The organism is Shewanella sp. M-Br (assembly GCF_036245925.1).
GTDB lineage: Bacteria > Pseudomonadota > Gammaproteobacteria > Enterobacterales > Shewanellaceae > Shewanella > Shewanella oncorhynchi.
Window position 1 is genome coordinate 35590 of record NZ_BJBV01000027.1, and the last position, 16540, is coordinate 52129.

A 16540-nucleotide genomic window follows, 5' to 3' on the forward strand; every position below is an offset into this window, starting at 1 on the left:
GACGTGTAATGCGTGTTAAGACTCGTGTTAGTACTTGAATGATTAAGGGAAAGCCAAGGCTTTCCCTTTTTTATCTCTATGATTTATCTCTTTATCGATCAATACCCGCTTCATCCGCTGCAACAATTTCAGTCTCTGCTTTAGCCGCATTAATCCACGCCTGCATTTCCGGACAGCTGATCACATGCTGCATATAGGCACGGCTTGCCTGCGAGACTTCAATATCGTAGGTAAGAAAACGCATAACCACAGGGGCAAACATCATGTCGGCAATCGACCATTGGCCAAATAACCAAGTACCTTCGGCATGTGATGGGGCAAACTCGGCCATTTGTGCTGACCAAATCGCATCGATGCGCTCAATGTCTTTGCGGACCGCATCTGTGAGTTCAACATAGCGCCTCGCGCGTATGTTCATTGGTAGAGCGTTACGCACGGCATTAAAGCCTGAATGCATTTCACTGGCAATCGATCTAGCCTTGGCTTTTTGTTTAGGATCTTGCGGCCATGCGCTACCTGCAAGATAGGTGTCATTGAGATATTCGCAAATCGAAAGTGAATCCCATACCGTGATATCGTCATCGACTAATGTCGGTACTTTTAAAGTCGGCGAAATGGCTTTGAGTTGCTGATAGAAGCTGTCGGTATCGAGTTGCAGTAATACTTCGTTGAACTGCACGCCAGATTTTGCGGCCATTAACCAAGCTCGCAGTGACCAGCTAGAGTAATTTTTATTGCCGATATAAAGATCCATTGTTTGTCCTTGAGTGAAATGCAGTGTTTCTGCAAAGCTACTATATGGACTCATTTCACCTATGACTAATAAATATTCTACCCTTTCTACATCCGCTAATACGCGTCATTTCTCTTGAGCTTACGAGTCACTTTTATTGAATTTAAACGACCCACAGCATTGAGATAATTTAACCATATCTTAATTACTTTGCTCGATGGATTCTGTCGAGATAAAGGCTAATTGGCGAGATAAATGGATGTGGCAGCGAGTGATTTACCCCGTAAGTGCACTGATTTTTATGCTATCGGCGGTGGCAAACGCCGATGAGGCAAATAAGTTATTGAATATGTGTAAGGCCTGTCATGGCGAGTCCGGTGTGAGTCGTTTTGAGCATATTCCTAATATCGGATGGCAAAACTCAGAATACCTATTGAAGCAACTGCGAGCCTTTAAGGCGGGGAATCGCCAAGATCCCACTATGACTAAAGTCGCCCAACTCTTGACTGAGGCTGATATGCAGCTGATGGCGGATTACTTTTACCTCGGAAAGGATAAATAACATGGATCTTAATCGTCGGGTTTTTATTAAAGGTGCGGTAGCGACGTCTGTGTTATCAGCTTTACCCGTTAAGTGGGTATTTGCCGAACAGCTTCCCGCAGCCGTCACTCCTCTGGATATATCAGCATTAACTTGGACTAAGGCAGATGACTTACCGAGTTATTTCAAAGTGTTAAACACTCATCCACTGAATGCGTTTCCGCCGGAGCATAAGCTCGCTCCTGCCGTGACGCCTGCAGATGCCTCGTTTATCCGTTGGAATGGCATAGTGCCTGACTTTAAGGCGTTAGATGCTAAAACTTGGACTTTTCAAGTGGATGGTGAGTCTGTAATCACCCCAAAAACCTACACAATTGATGAACTTAAGCGTCGCTTTAAGCATTACACATTGCAGTTGCTGATTGAATGTGGCGGTAATAGTCGCTCTGGCTTTTTTCCTAGTACTAAGGGTAATCAGTGGAATAATGCCGGCGTATTTTGCTCCGAGTGGACAGGTGTCTTAGTGAGTGATGTGCTTAAGGATTGCGGTATTAAATCTGATGCTGTTTACACAGGCCATCACGGTGTTGATCGGCATTTGAGCGGCAAAGGTGAGGCGATTTCACGCGGCGTACCAATAAAGGCGGCGCTTGAAGAGCTTGGGCTTATTGCATGGTCGATGAATGGTGAGGACATTCCTTATCTACATGGATATCCCTTACGTATTGTGTTTGGTGGACGGCCGGGCTCCGTTTCGCAAAAAGCGGCGACGGGGATCAGTGTGCGTAATAAAGTTCATGATGGACATAAAATGGAAGCACCAGCGTATCAACTCCCTAAATATCCGATAGCGCCAGGTGAGTCTGTTGATGATAAAGACTATAAAATCATTGAAGAAATGATAGTGAAGTCATTGATCACTCAACCCCAATCTGGAACCGAATTAGCTGTGGGTCAAAAGATGACTATCGCAGGCCATGCTTGGGCGGGATTGCGGGAAGTGGTTAAGGTGGAAGTCAGTTACGATTATGGCACCCGTTGGTTTGCCGCTGAATTAGAAAAACCTAAAAACATAACAGCATGGCAGCAATGGAAGATTGAATTGCAATTACCGTCGCAGGGCTATTATGAAATCTGGGCCAAAGCGACCGATAGTGAAGGTGATAGTCAGCCTGTCGTACAACCGCAATGGAATCCTAAGGGATATATGTTTAACGGCTGCCACCGTATTGCCGTTAGGGTAATGTGATGAAATCACATATCAATAAACTGATATTGCTTGGGTTAGTGGCATCCAGTATTTCGCTAGCTGCTGAGTATCCAGTGGACCCTAAATCGGGTTTGATCATGGCTCCTGGTTGGGAGCTGGTTAATTATCAATGCAATGCCTGTCACACCAGCATGATTGTTACCCAAAATCGCGGTGATAAAGCCTTTTGGAAAGAGACTTTGCAGTGGATGGTAGGTACTCAGGGTTTATGGGACTTGTCGGATACTTGGGAGCCGACCTTGAGTTATCTAAGCAGTCATTATGGGCAGGCTGAAATGGATATGACGATCTTCAGACGTCTACCTTTAGAACCGAGCCTGCAGCCTGCGCTAGTTAACCCTTTCCCTAAGGAGCCAAAATGAAAGCGATTATCATAAGTTTGATTGCGCTATGTGGCTTATCCACAGAGGTTAATGGGGAGGTTTATCAAGCAGATATAGAGCGAGGTCAGGCATTGGCTACGGCACAGTGTGAGTCATGCCATGGCAATGCGGTGATCGCTATGGCCAAGCAATTCCCAAACTTAAAGGGACAAAAATTAGCTTATCTTAATAAACAGCTCGTCGATTTTAAAACCGGTTTACGACTCGATCCTTTGATGCAATCACAAGTCAGCGCGTTAAGCTCAGAGCAATTACAAGATGTGGCGCTATTTTATAGCCAGCAAGTTACACCGAACCTAAGTGCGAATTAGCGCGAGTATAGTGCGTTATTTGAATAAAACCGATATAGGGTTTAGTTGGGAATACGGGGTGATATTTTGTAGATTTGATTATGCAGTGGTTCGTTAACCTAGACTGCGTTGTAAGCGATAGAAGTAGTCATGCCATTCTGCCTGCGCCGTTGCGGCTTGTTCATCGTCGACTAATTCGAATTTAACTGTCTGCCCTGGGCGAGTTTGCGCGAGTTTCCACAGATCGGCTTCAATAATCACGGCTATTTGAGGATGATTGCTGGTGGTCTTAGCATCAGCAAGTAACACTAAAGGTTGCCCTGAAGCTGACACTTGAATGACTCCGGGCTTGACTGTATGTGATTGAACGGGAAATGGTTTTGCTAAGGTCAATATTTCCCCGTTGAGTATTGCACTTGCACGATTGCTTTCTGCCGAAAGTTGCCACTGTGTTTGCCAGAATGTTTGCTGCGATTTCAACGAGAAGGCTTGGGTGTGCTTTGTTGCGAGTGCGCGAATATGCCCATTCCAACTTTTTTGAATTGCGCCAACTTGCCTTCTTAGTGGATGAGCGGAACCTAAGGTCAGGCTATCGCCAGCTTCTAATGCGCGGCCATGAAATCCACCGATACCTGAGGTTAAATCAGTTGCAGCAGAATCCATCACTAACGGCACTTTAACGCCGCCGTCAACCGCAACATAGGCACGCATGCCTTTATTTCCCCCTCTAAGACTGAGTTTTTGTCCTGCCTTAATGGAGTAACGCCAGCCGCAAACTATGGGTTTATTGTCTATGCGGGCATCGAAATCGGCACCCGTTAAGGCAATCCAAGCATCGCGTTTAAACAAAAAAATCGATTGGCCGAAGGTCAATTCCAGTACGGGTGTATTGTCTGGATTTGAGAGTAGGCGGTTTGCTAAACACAGGGCAGGTCTATCTAAGGCACCAGCTTGGGTTACGCCTAAATGTCGATATCCTATGCGTCCGATATCTTGAACTGTGGTTAGTGCACCCGCTTTTATTACCTCGATCATCAAATTTTCCGTTGTTAGCTCGCGAGTAGATTGTTAATCACTTAAAGGGAGACAAAATACGTATCCCTTTATGAATGGTCGGCACATTGTCAGTTAAATGATGCTGAAATGTAAGTTTTTTGAGGTTTCAACTTGTAACCAAGATTGTCTTTGTAAAAGCAGTAATGGTGGTATAGAAGAAGTCCGAAATGAATTGAATATGTTACACTTAAGCTAAGTATTAGCCTGTCTACAATGCCTTAATACATGGCTTGAGCTGATCAAAATGGATTTATGATGGGCAATATTTAACTGACTTTTTAACAATTATTTATAATGACAGGTTGATGCTTCTTGATTAAATCACTTTTTAATAAACTCTTTAATATTCGCGATACGGCGACCGTTGAGAGACCTAAAAGTTTTTCAACGACGGACTTAGGTAAGTCGCTTGTGAACCTGCGCGAAAGCCAGCTAAACCTCTCGAAGACATTAGTGTGGTATCTGTGGATTTATCAGCACTCTTTTATAGTTTGTTATTTCCGACACGGGTTAAGGACACTGGCGGTGTAGCGAATAATCTTGAACGTCGAGTCATGGCGGAGATAGAGCAGGCCTTGGCATCGCCACAAGTGATCGCCGAAAAAGTGCTAAAGCTGCCGTCAAAGGTATTGGAATTAGATCGTAAGCTGGCCGATCCTCAGTTTGATATTAAGGATCTATTAGCGCTTATTGAGCGAGATCCTTTACTGAGTATTGAGGTACTTAAGCTATGTAATTCCCCTGCGTTTAAACGTAGTGATAGGGATATCACCAGTTTGCAACAGGCTTTGGTACAGCTTGGTCGTGAACAGTTGAGAAAGTTTGTCACCACTTGTCTAGTGCGTGAAATGTTGGATATCAAGCCAATTTATTTTCGTCGTTTCGGCGCTGAAATTTGGCGCCACTCGATGCAGGTCGCCTTTCTCGCCAGTGAGTTAAGCGATGAAGATCAAGATACGGCTTTTTTATTGGGCTTATTGCATGATGTCGGCAAGCTGGCCATTTTCAAAATGCTACTCGATGCGTTTGTGCAGGCGGAGCCGGGAGAACAGCCTAATTCTGGGCTATTTAGACAAGTGATGACGACGAAATCGTTAACCTTAAGTTCATTGCTCGCTAAGCATTGGCAGTTACCCAATACCTTTGAAACAGAATTAGACAAGCTCGCCAGTGTGAACTCGCGCCCGCAAGCTGGGCTCGCCGCTGTGATATGGCGGGCGAATGTGATCAGCGAGATTTCTATGCTGCATCAAGCAGGGCAATTATCCCCTGAGATACTGGCGAATTTACTGCAGCAAGTTAACTTGGATCATGCCCAATTTGATGGCTTACATCAAAAACTGCTGCAGTTCTGATTGGGCAATTTAATACTTGTGGTATAAGAAATCAGGACAATAAAAAACGCGCTATGTAGCGCGTTTTTTATAAGGTGATAATTTAAAAACGTTAGTATCGTTATTGCAGTAGTGATATATCCGCTACGTGCAGGAATTGCTCGCGTAGATTATTCAATAATGCTAAACGATTGTTTTTCAAGGCTTCATCATCCGCCATAACCATCACATCTTCGAAAAACTGATCGACGCTTTCACGCAGGGCAGCTAACAAAGTTAAGGCTTGTTGGTAATCTGCATTGGCAAACAAAGGTGCCAACTGTGGTTGTAGCTCGTTCAACTTGGCCGCTAATGCTTGCTCAGCGGCTTCGGTCAACAAACTTGCATTGATCGTTGTCGGTAAAGCGCCTTCAACCTTAGCCAGAATGTTAGATACACGTTTGTTCGCTGCTGCAAGTGCGCCAGAAGCTTCTAGGCTTCTAAAGTGTGATACCGCATTGATACGACTATCAAAATCAGCTGGGCGTGTTGGGCGACGTGCTAGCACTGCTAAGATAACATCAACACCAATGCCTTTATCTTGATACCAAGCGCGGAAGCGAGCCATTAAGAACTCTAACACTTCGTCGCTTGCATTGGCGTTGCTTAAGTTAGTACCGTGGAGCTCCTGAGCTTTAGCAATCAGTGTTACTAAGTCCAGTGGCAGTTTGTTCTCAACGATAATACGCAGCACACCGATGGCGGCACGGCGTAGGGCAAAGGGATCGGCAGCGCCTTTTGGTGCTTGGCCAATACCAAAGATGCCGACTAAGGTGTCGAGCTTGTCTGCTAATGCGACAGCGCAAGATACGCCAGCACTAGGCACTGTATCGCCAGAGAACTTAGGCTTGTATTGCTCTTCCATTGCAACCGCAACGGCTTCGGTTTCACCATCGAGGCGGGCGTAGTGCATGCCCATAGTGCCTTGAGTGTCGGTAAACTCCATCACCATATTGGTCATCAAATCGGTTTTAGATAACAAACCTGCACGGGCTGCATCAACCGCATTCGCGCCAGTTTGTCCGGCAATAAAGGCGGCTAGGGCAGAAATACGATTCACTTTGTCTTTTAAGGTGCCGAGCTGTTGTTGGAACAGGACGGTTTCTAGGCTAGGTAAACGTGATTCCAGCGTGTGTTTTTTATCGGTATTAAAAAAGAACTCGGCGTCGGCAAGACGTGGGCGAACGACTTTCTCGTTACCAGAGATAATTTGCGCGGGATCTTTAGATTCGATATTGGCCACAAAGATAAAGTTTGGCAGTAACTTGCCTGCATCATCAAAGACTGGGAAGTATTTTTGGTCGCCTTTCATGGTATAGACCAAAGCTTCAGACGGTACACTTAAGAATTTTTCTTCGAAGCTAGCTGTCAATACTACTGGCCATTCAACCAAAGAGGTGACCTCTTCCAGCAGGCTATCTTCGATATCGGCTGTGCCACCAATCTTAGCGGCGGCTTTTTCGGCATCGGCTTTGATTAATGCTTTACGGCTTTCGTAATCGGCGATGACTTTGCCTTTTTCTTTTAGGTCGGCAAGGTAATGATCAGCGTGTGCTAATTCAAACTGCTTGAGCCCCATAAAGCGGTGACCGCGAACAGTGCGTGCCGATTTGATACCCAGCAATTCACCTTCAATCAACTCACTGCCTAACAACATAGTTGCTGTGTGCACAGGGCGAATAAATTGGGTTTTATTATTGCCCCAACGCATTGGCTTAGGAATGGGCAATTTATCGAGTGCACGTTGAGCCATCGCAGCGATCAAACTTTTGGTTTCGACGCCTTCAACTTTGGCGTTATGGACTAACCATTCGCCTTTATCTGTAACTAAACGTTCGGCTTGTTCAACAGTAATACCATTCCCACGTGCCCAACCTTCGGCGGCTTTAGTCGGTTTGCCTTCAGCATCGAATGCTGAACTCACTGCTGGGCCGCGTTTTTCAACGACTTTGTCAGCTTGTGCAAGGGCAAGTTCAGTGACGTCAATTGCCAGACGACGTGGCGCTGCGTACCAAACGGCTGAGCTGAACGCTAAATCGGCTTTGGTGAGTTCTTCAGTAAAGTTAGCTAAAAAGGATTCAGCCAGTTTACGCAGTGACTTAGGTGGTAATTCTTCCGTGCCTAACTCTATGAGTAAGTTTTCAAAATTCATGTTTTTACCTCTACTTACACATTGGGAAGCCAAGCGCTTCGCGTGCCTGATAATAAGATTCAGCGACCGCTTTCGCCATAGTACGAACACGTAAGATGTAGCGTTGGCGCTCTGTAACTGATATGGCATGGCGGGCATCGAGCAGGTTGAAGGCGTGTGAGGCTTTCATCACTTGCTCGTAAGCGGGCAGAGGTAAAGGTTTTTCAAGCGACAATAAATGCTGACACATTTTTTCGCACTGATCGAACAGGGTGAACATAAAGTCCACATCGGCGTGCTCGAAGTTATAGGTCGATTGCTCGACTTCGTTTTGATGGAACACATCGCCATAGGTGATTAGGCCTAGTGGACCATCGGTCCATACGAGATCATAAACGCTATCAACGCCTTGGATATACATTGCCAGACGCTCTAGGCCATAGGTGATTTCACCTGTGACTGGGCTGCATTCGATGCCGCCGACCTGTTGGAAGTAAGTAAACTGAGTCACTTCCATGCCATTAAGCCAGACTTCCCAGCCTAAGCCCCAAGCACCTAATGTTGGTGATTCCCAGTTATCTTCTACAAAGCGGATATCGTGGATTTGAGTATCAATACCCAGTGCTTGTAGTGAGCCTAAATACAGCTCTTGAATATTGTCAGGTGAAGGCTTCAACACGACTTGGAATTGGTAGTAGTGCTGCAGGCGGTTAGGATTTTCACCGTAACGACCATCCGTAGGGCGGCGCGATGGCTGCACATAGGCACTGCTCATAGGTTCAGGCCCTAAAGAACGTAGGAAAGTTTGTGGGTGGAATGTACCAGCGCCGACTTCCATATCTAGAGGTTGAACAATTGCACAGCCTTGCTGTGCCCAATATTCCTGCAGGGTGAGAATGAAACCCTGAAATGTTTTTACGTCGTGTTTTGTCGTCATGTCTACTTGTCTACTGCCGTCAGCCTGAATAGAAAATGGGTTCGATTATACCTTGTAGATATCTGCTTATGTAGGTTATTTTTTACCTTCTTAATTAAAACAATAAGGTTATATACCATGGAAGAGATCCGCTGTGGCTGGGTAAGTGATGATCCCTTGTATCGTGAGTATCACGACAACGTGTGGGGGCAACCTGTTTATGATCCAAAGGAGCTGTTTGCTAAGTTGTGTTTAGATGGTCAACAGGCCGGATTATCTTGGATAACTATCCTGAAGAAGCAACAAAACTATGAACAGGCCTTTGCTAATTTTGAACCTGAGATTATTGCGACTTTCGATGAGGCGAAAATAGAGGAGCTCATGTTGAATCCCGGTATAGTGCGCAATCGCTTGAAGGTGAACTCTATCATCAAGAATGCTAAAGGTTATTTAGCCTATACTGCCGATGGGAAGGATTTCTCTGCTTTTTTATGGAGCTTTGTGGGCGGTAAACCCATAGTTAATCAGATTAGGGCAATGTCGCAGGTTCCGGCACAAACGCCAGAATCTGAAGCCATGTCAAAAGCGTTAAAGAAGCTTGGATTTAATTTTGTCGGCCCAACCATTTGTTATGCTTTTATGCAGGCGGTGGGTATGGTGAACGATCATCTTGTCGAGTGTATTGCTTATCAGGCCTGTGTCGATTCTTGTGCCGGACTGCATAACCACGAGTAACATTAATCGCAGAGCTTGCCTATGTTGAAGTAGGGGTTGGGAATTGTCGTGGTATTAGAAGCCTAGCGATAAAAAAGCATGTTCCACGTGGAACATGCTTTTTGTTATTCGCAGGAGTTAGTCATCACTCTTATAAAGTCTAAATGGCCTTATAGAAAAGCGACAATTTCATTTTGCCTTGAGGTCGAACTTAGATTTTCTCAAAGAAAAATGGCTTACGCTGTGCTTTATCCCCATTAAGTTCATTCATAGTCTCTGCATCAAATAACTTACCATTGACCATAGTATGAGTGACTCTGTCGGTGACTCGAATGTCGGCTAATGGATCACCATCAATAACGATCAAGTCTGCGAGCTTACCTTCTTTGATAGAACCGAGTTGCTGCTCCATGCCAAAGGTCGTCGCTGGATTAATGGTGGCCGTTTTCAACACTTCCATATTGCTCATGCCGCCTTGGGCAAACATCCACATTTCCCAATGTGCCGCTAAACCTTCACGCTGTCCGTGGGCGCCAATATTTGGGTGAACCCCTAACTTATTGAGCTCGTTAGCAACCTTAGCAACATTGAAATGATTGTAGTGGCTCTCTGGAGCATGGGGGCGTCGCATTGATCTTGCTTGCAAAATATCGGCTGGCACATACATGGATAGGCGTGGATGGGACCACACATCGGTTTTATCATACCAGTAGTTTTCACCAGAAATACCACCATAGGCGACCACTAAGGTTGGCGTGTAACCAACTTGAGTCTGGCTCCAAAACTGTTTGATATCGTTATAGATTGAACCAACGGGGAGGGAGTGCTCAATCGTAGTATGTCCATCGGCGACCATGCTTAAATTATGTTGCAGCAAGCTGCCACCTTCAGGCACGACCATCATTTCGAGTTCACGTGCGGCTGCGATAACTTGCTGTCTCTGATTGCGGCGCGGTTGGTTATAGCTTTTTACGCTAAAGGCTCCGACTTTTTTCAGGCGTTCAAGATGGAATTTGGCATCATCCAGTGAGTCTATGTGCGATGTGTAGCCAGGCGCATTTGCGCCATAGAGTATGGTGCCGGTGGAGAATATTCGTGGGCCAACAATATTGCCTGCTTTTTGTTGCTCAGATGCGGCAAAGATTTCTGTGGTGTCATTCGAGGGATCGTGAATCGTGGTGACACCCAAGGATAAACCGGAATACAGCGCCCAGTTCTGTTGTGGCACAATTTCATCATCTGCTTGCGGTCCATGGGCGTGGGCATCGAATAGTCCTGGCATAATGGATTTGCCTTTGATGTCGATGATCTGCGCATCCTTAGGAATCGCAACATTGGCTTCACCTACGGCGACAATATGATTGTCTTTGACTATGACCACACCATTATCAATCACCTGGTCATTTTCCATCGTAATCACTTTACCGCCGACGAAGGCGATTGTTCCACGTGGAACATCGGCCTTTTCGGTAAAGCCTAAATCGATAATGCTTGGTTGTGCCTTTTCACCTTTGTCGCGATATTGAGTGTCAACCTTGGCTTGGTACAACTCGGGGCCAAGAGTCCAATAGAGTTGGTCGCTTTTACTGTTCCAACTGATACTTTCGCCCGCACGTGCACTCAATTGGCTTACGGGTAGATTGCTGGCATTGGGGCCAATCTCAACTGTCTCGCCGTGTTTAGCAAAAGGTGTTACCCAAACTTTAAAGCGTTCAGCAAAGGCGAGTTGCTCACCATCGGGTGAAACCCTAAATTCAGTTGCATGTTTGCTGCTGTAATGAACCCGCTTATCGAAGCCGTCTAAGTTGATCGATGATAATTGCGGCGTTTCATCTTCGCTGCTATTCATAAAAAAGATGCGATCGGCATTGGCACCGAATTGAGCTTGATAGCCATCGGTACTGATCTTGCTATTTTGTTTACCTTTAATATCGACTTTATATAGCCCGGGCTCCTGCGACCAAGTTCTTGGTGTGAGGTTACCGCCTTGAGTTTTACGATACACTACGAGTTCACCATCGGGTGAAAAGGTGGGTTCGACATACTTTCCTGGTTCAGATGTTAGCTGCTTAGGTTTGCCACCTTTGGCGCTAATCACTTGTACTGTGCCTTGGTCTTGGTCATTCCACGTGGTGAAAACAATATTTTTACCATCGCGCGACCATTGGGGATAAAGTTCTGCAATATTTTTGTCTAGATCAGTTAAGCGCGACATTCTGCCATCGGGTAAGGATTTTAACCAAATTTTCCCCAGTGCTTCGAAGGCGACTTTGCTACCATCCGGTGAGACTTGCGCCATACGTAGCATTTTTACATCGAAAACGTCTTTATCGATATCTTGCTTAAAGCGCACCGAGGGTTGTATGGCTAACTCAGTTTTTACACTAAAGGGGATATCTGTGAGTGTTTTATTAGCAACATTCAGACGATTAATTTTTCCCTTAGCCCAGAAGAAAATATCCTTGTTATCTTGTGTCCATGCCATTGTTGGATAGACGCCATGAATGGCCCAAGTCTCTTGCATATCACGGTCTAGCTCTCCAAACAGTTTAGTGGTTTCACCAGACTTAAGGTCGAGCAGGTAGAGTGAAGATTGAAAATCATCGCGCTTAATATAGGCGAGCTTAGTGCCGTCTGGGCTCGGCGTTGGCCGAATCGCACCACCCGTGCCTTCGATTAATACTTCAATCTCACCAGTTTGAGTATCGTAGCGTTTTATTTTGTAGATACCGTTGACCGAATCCTTTGAGTAATGGAATGTTTTACCCGGCGTGTCATCCTGACTAAAGTAGATATAGCGACCATCGGGTGAATACGCGGGTTCACCTAAATCTTTCTCATCATTAGGACGTTCGGTCAATTTAACGCCTTCACCACCCGCTACGTGATATAGCCACACTTCACCCGCGCCTAAGCTGCGGCTGGCAGTAAAGTGCTTACGGGCAACCAGATACTGGGAGTCTGGGCTCCAAGCTGGACTGTTTAGTAGCCTGAAGGTTTCTTGGGTGACTGTTCTTGGGTTTTTACCATCGGCATCCATAATCCAAATGTTATCACCACCATCGCCATCGGACGTAAAAGCAATGTGCTTGCCATCGGGGCTATAGACGGGCTGCATCTGCCAAGCTATGCCTTGGGCTAATGGCTTAGCTTCACCGCCTGTTACTGGAATTTGGTAGATGTCACCGAGTAAGTCGAAGACGATATGCTTACCATCTGGACTGACACTCAAGTTCATCCAAGTGCCTTCATTAACATCAACTTTGACTTGCACTAAGGGAGCATTCGCTGGAGCGTTAACATTCCAAGTCGATTCTTTCGTTTCTGTGGCGTTAACTGCGAGGGTATTCATCCCAAGAGTGAGGGCAATATAAAGCAGGGTAAGTTTAGAGTTCAACATGTCACTTCCTATTATCGTTCTTATGGGCTACATGATCGGTATTAATCACAAGATAAAGTTTTGTTAATACTTGGTGTAGTTATCGCATAAATAGATAGGAAGGAAAACGTAAATACTGTTTCAATTGATGTTCGAGCTAGAAAGCTGATATTTATATTAGGATTGGGACAACAGAAATAGAACCAAGTTATTTGGTTCTATTTATAGAGGAATATGGATAACTAGCTGAGATAGGCTGATTGGATTAGCGAGGAAAGAAAATGGCTATCTCATCACCTAGGTGGATCATGGCATCATTTAATACCCTGCATGTAACACCTCCTCGCCAATCTGGGGTGAGTGCGGCTTCTAAACCGACATGTGAAATTTCCATTTTTTTACAGGGATCGGTCTCACCTGTAATTTCAAGTAGTAACTCACCAATTTGTAAATGTTTACCAACATCTGCACTGCTAAATACCAGACCATCAACGAGCAGATTTGCTCTGCGAGTCGTCCAAGGCAATTCTGCCTCGATAGCACGACAGGCTTGTTGCCATTGTAGTTTGGAAAGCACAGTGACTTGGCGTTTGCCAGGACGACCAAATACATCTTTCTCTACACCATTTAACTGGGTGACATTGGCACAGAGAACCTCATTCATTGGGCCGCGCTTTACAGTTTTATAGGCAATTGCCAGCAGTTTTGGCATAGTTCCTCACATCCTTTTTTAATGATTAAGTCGTTAAAACGATACGACTTAAAGTCCTTTTTTGATCAAATATTGGTATGGCGTCTGAGCCGTTTCGCTGGCGATAAGGGTGTGATCCATAAACTCACAGAAGCTTGGAATATCGCGTGTCGTTGCAGGGTCATCGGCAATGATCAGCAGTGTCTCGCCTACAGCCATTTGTCTTACCGTTTTACGCACCATCATTACAGGTTCTGGGCAACGTAAGCCTAGTGCATCGAGCCTATGCTGTGCGGTTGAGAAAGCGTCGTTCATATTACCTCTACTGAACGGTTAAGCAGAATTAGCTAATGTTACTCCAGCCCCCATGATAAACCAAGTTGGTGGTCTCAATTTGTGATGTGGTTTAATTGGTGTGCTTTTTGTCGTTACCAAAGCTAGAGATAAAATGTTCCACGTGGAACAAACTTATGGCTGATAGTAATTAACATTACTCAACGGCTTTATCAGCAGCGCTTTGAGATTGAGAGATTGGATGGATGACAGCTGTACTATTCTCTGGTGCTAAATCATTTGCAGCTGCCATAGTTTGTTGCTGCAATTTGGACGCCCGTTTGTAGCTATACATTTTTTGATCGGCTTTATGAATTAAGCTATTGGCTTCTTCATATTCATAGGGGCCAGTATCTGTAATGCCAAAGCTTAAGGAAATATTGTTTAGACTGAGTTTTATTTTTTGATTAAACCGAGTGATGAAATTCTCGCGAGCTTGTTCCTCACGACAATTAGGCATGATGATACAGAACTCATCTCCACCATATCGAAAACAATGATCTTCAGCACGAGTGGTTTCTTTAATCGCTTTTGCGACAGCACAAAGTACTTCATCACCTGATCTATGGCCTTGAGTGTCATTAAATAATTTAAAATCATCTACATCTAAGTAGATGACACATACTGGCTCGGCGCGTCTTTGGGCTGCTCTGAGTATGCGAGTTGCGGTTTCTTGTAAGTGCCTTACGTTGAGCAAACCTGTTAAGGGATCGGTTTGCGAGAGTTCTTCTAACTGTTGCGTCCGCTCTTTGACTTTGCTTTCCATGCTTTGGGCATATTTCTCAGCCTTATCTTTAGCGTTCTCAATCTCGGAGACTAAACTGCGAATATAAGTATCGAATACTAGTGTGACATCAAACAGCACGAGTTTATCAATTGCGGCTCGAATACGTTCGGCTTGACGTACATCTTGTACTGAGCCGTTGATCACTGCATAGATCAACTCCTTGAGTGTGTGCACCGCAGACAGGTAAAGTTTGGGCTCAACACCAATGCGTTTATGGACTAACCCAATCCGCAGGCGATTGTTTACGTACTCAAGATCATAAACACCATTAAATAAATCAAGCACATATCTTCTCTGTGCGGTACGTAGGCGGGCAAGGGTGTCTGAGTCTCCAATCAAGAGCGCAATTTCTGACACACTGGTTTGTAAGCCGTAAAAGTCGTCGACGATTTTATCTATGTTTTCTTCAATGATGGGCTTAAAGGATTGCAGGGCCTTTACGTCCGCCCCAGTAAAAGAGAAGAGCGCCTTACGAGACTCGATCTCCAGCTCAGTGATCCGCATTTGTTCGAAAAGGGTTTGTTCCGTTTGTAGCATCTGGCATTCCTCTGGTAAAACAACGAATTGCATCCTTGCACTACAATGCCTAGATTTGGCTGATGATTGCTGCCACTTGTCGTCCACAATAGCCAGTAATGCCCTTGTAGTTAAGTCGATAACGGACTGATTTTCAAATGAACAGCAGAAGAAATGAGAAATATTAATATTTATGATGGCAGAAGATTTGGCATAAAAAAGCCGGAACAAGTTCCGGCTTTGATGATTATTTGATTAACGAATTAAACGCGTTCGAACACGGTGGCGATACCTTGGCCTAAACCAATACACATGGTCGCTAAACCTAAGGTCGCGTCTTTGTCTTCCATCAAGTTGATCAGCGTCGTAGAGATACGCGCACCTGAACAACCCAGTGGGTGACCTAGTGCAATCGCGCCGCCGTTGAGGTTGATTTTGTCGTCAACCACATCCGCTAAACCTAAATCTTTCACACAAGGTAAAGACTGAGCAGCAAACGCTTCGTTCAGTTCAATCACATCTAAATCGGCAACTGTGATACCGGCACGAGCCAGCGCTTTTTGCGTGGCTGGCACTGGGCCGTAACCCATGATAGCCGCATCACAACCCGCAACCGCCATAGAGCGAATACGTGCACGAATCGGCAAGCCAAGTGCGCGCGCTTTAGATTCTTCCATGATTAACATGGCTGAAGCGCCATCAGACAGTGCAGAAGAAGTACCCGCAGTGACAGTACCGTTGACTGGATCAAATACCGGACGCAGTGCTGCTAGAGATTCCATAGTCGTTTCTGGGCGGATCACTTCGTCTTGCAGGACTTTAATTAAGGCACCGTTAGCATCGTGACCTTCAATGCCATAGATTTCCTTGGCAAAACGGCCTTCAACGGTGGCTGCATAAGCGCGTTGATGAGAACGTACCGCAAAAGCATCTTGCTGCTCACGGGTAATACCGTGCAGTTTACCCAGCATTTCAGCAGTTAACCCCATCATGCCAGAGGCTTTTGCCACGTTATTAGCAAGACCTGGGTGGAAGTCGACACCATGGCTCATCGGCACGTGGCCCATGTGTTCTACGCCACCAATAATAAAGGTGTCGCCCATGCCAGTCATAATCGCCCGCGCAGCTTGATGGATAGCATCCATTGACGAACCACATAGGCGGTTAACCGTCACAGCGCCAGCGGTCTTTGGAATGCCGGCTAATAGTGAAGCATTACGGGCAATGTTGAAGCCTTGCTCTAGGGTTTGTTGCACACAACCCCAAATCACGTCTTCAATTAGGTTTGGGTCGAGTTGCGGATTACGCAGCAACAGACCTTTCATTAATTCGGCAGACAGAGTTTCTGCACGCACATTACGAAATACGCCAGCCTTTGAGCGGCCCATCGGAGTACGGATGCAGTCTACGATAACAGCTTGTTTCAT

The 16540-nt window shown here is 45.5% G+C and carries 14 protein-coding genes and 1 pseudogene; 6 read left to right on the forward strand and 9 right to left on the reverse strand.

Annotation, left to right across the window (positions count from 1 at the left end; genetic code table 11):
• Positions 1–91 precede the first annotated feature (91 nt).
• Positions 92–754 carry a glutathione S-transferase family protein gene (locus AAA952_RS19450; protein WP_338258987.1) on the reverse strand — a complete coding sequence of 221 codons (663 nt, stop codon included), beginning with the start codon at positions 752–754 and terminating at the stop codon, positions 92–94.
• Positions 755–992: 238 nt separating this feature from the next.
• Here AAA952_RS19450 and AAA952_RS19455 point away from each other — a divergent pair, with 238 nt between their 5' ends.
• From AAA952_RS19455 to AAA952_RS19470, 4 genes are read left to right on the forward strand one after another with little or no spacing between them, the layout of a single operon-like run.
• The gene (locus AAA952_RS19455) at positions 993–1295 is read left to right on the forward strand and encodes a c-type cytochrome (protein ID WP_006083821.1); all 303 of its coding nucleotides are present in this window, start codon (positions 993–995) and stop codon (positions 1293–1295) included.
• A gap of 1 nt (position 1296) precedes the next feature.
• Positions 1297–2523, forward strand: a complete 1227-nt coding sequence (locus AAA952_RS19460) for a sulfite oxidase (RefSeq protein WP_338258941.1) — start codon at positions 1297–1299, stop codon at positions 2521–2523.
• Positions 2523–2906, forward strand: a complete 384-nt coding sequence (locus AAA952_RS19465; RefSeq protein WP_338258943.1) for a cytochrome C — start codon at positions 2523–2525, stop codon at positions 2904–2906. Before AAA952_RS19460 ends, AAA952_RS19465 begins: the two co-directional genes overlap by 1 nt.
• Positions 2903–3238 (forward strand): c-type cytochrome, encoded by a 336-nt coding sequence (locus AAA952_RS19470; RefSeq protein WP_198573716.1) that lies wholly within the window; start codon positions 2903–2905, stop codon positions 3236–3238. Before AAA952_RS19465 ends, AAA952_RS19470 begins: the two co-directional genes overlap by 4 nt.
• 93 nt (positions 3239–3331) lie before the next feature.
• Here AAA952_RS19470 and AAA952_RS19475 read toward each other — a convergent pair whose 3' ends face one another.
• The gene (locus AAA952_RS19475) at positions 3332–4252 is read right to left on the reverse strand and encodes a 5-oxoprolinase subunit C family protein (protein ID WP_338258944.1); all 921 of its coding nucleotides are present in this window, start codon (positions 4250–4252) and stop codon (positions 3332–3334) included.
• 333 nt (positions 4253–4585) lie between these two features.
• Between AAA952_RS19475 and AAA952_RS19480 the strand changes: the two are divergent.
• Positions 4586–5628: pseudogene (locus AAA952_RS19480) on the forward strand (HDOD domain-containing protein).
• Between the two features lie 100 nt (positions 5629–5728).
• Here the strand turns inward: AAA952_RS19480 and glyS are convergent.
• Entirely contained in the window at positions 5729–7798 is a 2070-nt protein-coding gene (glyS, locus tag AAA952_RS19485; protein ID WP_338258946.1) for a glycine--tRNA ligase subunit beta, read from the reverse strand.
• Between the two features lie 10 nt (positions 7799–7808).
• On the reverse strand, positions 7809–8714 hold the full coding sequence (gene glyQ, locus AAA952_RS19490; protein WP_006084781.1) for a glycine--tRNA ligase subunit alpha: 906 nt from the start codon (positions 8712–8714) through the stop codon (positions 7809–7811).
• A 117-nt stretch (positions 8715–8831) separates the two neighbouring features.
• Between glyQ and AAA952_RS19495 the strand changes: the two genes are divergently transcribed.
• The gene (locus AAA952_RS19495) at positions 8832–9428 is read left to right on the forward strand and encodes a DNA-3-methyladenine glycosylase I (RefSeq protein ID WP_338258951.1); all 597 of its coding nucleotides are present in this window, start codon (positions 8832–8834) and stop codon (positions 9426–9428) included.
• Between the two features lie 190 nt (positions 9429–9618).
• On the opposite strand, the gene AAA952_RS19500 is transcribed toward AAA952_RS19495, so the two are convergent.
• The 5 genes from AAA952_RS19500 to fadA all read right to left on the reverse strand — a co-directional run bounded on the left by AAA952_RS19500 (position 9619) and on the right by fadA (position 16540).
• Positions 9619–12807 carry an amidohydrolase family protein gene (locus AAA952_RS19500; RefSeq protein WP_338258952.1) on the reverse strand — a complete coding sequence of 1063 codons (3189 nt, stop codon included), beginning with the start codon at positions 12805–12807 and terminating at the stop codon, positions 9619–9621.
• Between the two features lie 244 nt (positions 12808–13051).
• Complete coding sequence (locus AAA952_RS19505) at positions 13052–13498, reverse strand: MOSC domain-containing protein (RefSeq protein WP_338258954.1); 447 nt, start codon at positions 13496–13498, stop codon at positions 13052–13054.
• Positions 13499–13546: 48 nt separating this feature from the next.
• Positions 13547–13792 (reverse strand): sulfurtransferase TusA, encoded by a 246-nt coding sequence (gene tusA / locus AAA952_RS19510; protein WP_338258956.1) that lies wholly within the window; start codon positions 13790–13792, stop codon positions 13547–13549.
• 175 nt (positions 13793–13967) lie between these two features.
• Positions 13968–15134, reverse strand: coding sequence for a diguanylate cyclase domain-containing protein (locus AAA952_RS19515; protein WP_113941402.1), 1167 nt, complete (start codon positions 15132–15134; stop codon positions 13968–13970).
• Positions 15135–15376: 242 nt separating this feature from the next.
• On the reverse strand, positions 15377–16540 hold the full coding sequence (gene fadA, locus AAA952_RS19520; protein ID WP_006083808.1) for an acetyl-CoA C-acyltransferase FadA: 1164 nt from the start codon (positions 16538–16540) through the stop codon (positions 15377–15379).

What these genes read in the sequence shown, in the direction of transcription:
- AAA952_RS19450 (WP_338258987.1), bottom strand. Translation starts at nt 754, where the DNA reads ATGGATCTTTATATCGGCAATAAAAATTACTCTAGCTGGTCACTGCGA.
- AAA952_RS19455 (WP_006083821.1), top strand. Translation starts at nt 993, where the DNA reads ATGTGGCAGCGAGTGATTTACCCCGTAAGTGCACTGATTTTTATGCTA.
- AAA952_RS19460 (WP_338258941.1), top strand. Translation starts at nt 1,297, where the DNA reads ATGGATCTTAATCGTCGGGTTTTTATTAAAGGTGCGGTAGCGACGTCT.
- AAA952_RS19465 (WP_338258943.1), top strand. Translation starts at nt 2,523, where the DNA reads ATGAAATCACATATCAATAAACTGATATTGCTTGGGTTAGTGGCATCC.
- AAA952_RS19470 (WP_198573716.1), top strand. Translation starts at nt 2,903, where the DNA reads ATGAAAGCGATTATCATAAGTTTGATTGCGCTATGTGGCTTATCCACA.
- AAA952_RS19475 (WP_338258944.1), bottom strand. Translation starts at nt 4,252, where the DNA reads ATGATCGAGGTAATAAAAGCGGGTGCACTAACCACAGTTCAAGATATC.
- glyS (WP_338258946.1), bottom strand. Translation starts at nt 7,798, where the DNA reads ATGAATTTTGAAAACTTACTCATAGAGTTAGGCACGGAAGAATTACCA.
- glyQ (WP_006084781.1), bottom strand. Translation starts at nt 8,714, where the DNA reads ATGACGACAAAACACGACGTAAAAACATTTCAGGGTTTCATTCTCACC.
- AAA952_RS19495 (WP_338258951.1), top strand. Translation starts at nt 8,832, where the DNA reads ATGGAAGAGATCCGCTGTGGCTGGGTAAGTGATGATCCCTTGTATCGT.
- AAA952_RS19500 (WP_338258952.1), bottom strand. Translation starts at nt 12,807, where the DNA reads ATGTTGAACTCTAAACTTACCCTGCTTTATATTGCCCTCACTCTTGGG.
- AAA952_RS19505 (WP_338258954.1), bottom strand. Translation starts at nt 13,498, where the DNA reads ATGCCAAAACTGCTGGCAATTGCCTATAAAACTGTAAAGCGCGGCCCA.
- tusA (WP_338258956.1), bottom strand. Translation starts at nt 13,792, where the DNA reads ATGAACGACGCTTTCTCAACCGCACAGCATAGGCTCGATGCACTAGGC.
- AAA952_RS19515 (WP_113941402.1), bottom strand. Translation starts at nt 15,134, where the DNA reads ATGCTACAAACGGAACAAACCCTTTTCGAACAAATGCGGATCACTGAG.
- fadA (WP_006083808.1), bottom strand. Translation starts at nt 16,540, where the DNA reads ATGAAACAAGCTGTTATCGTAGACTGCATCCGTACTCCGATGGGCCGC.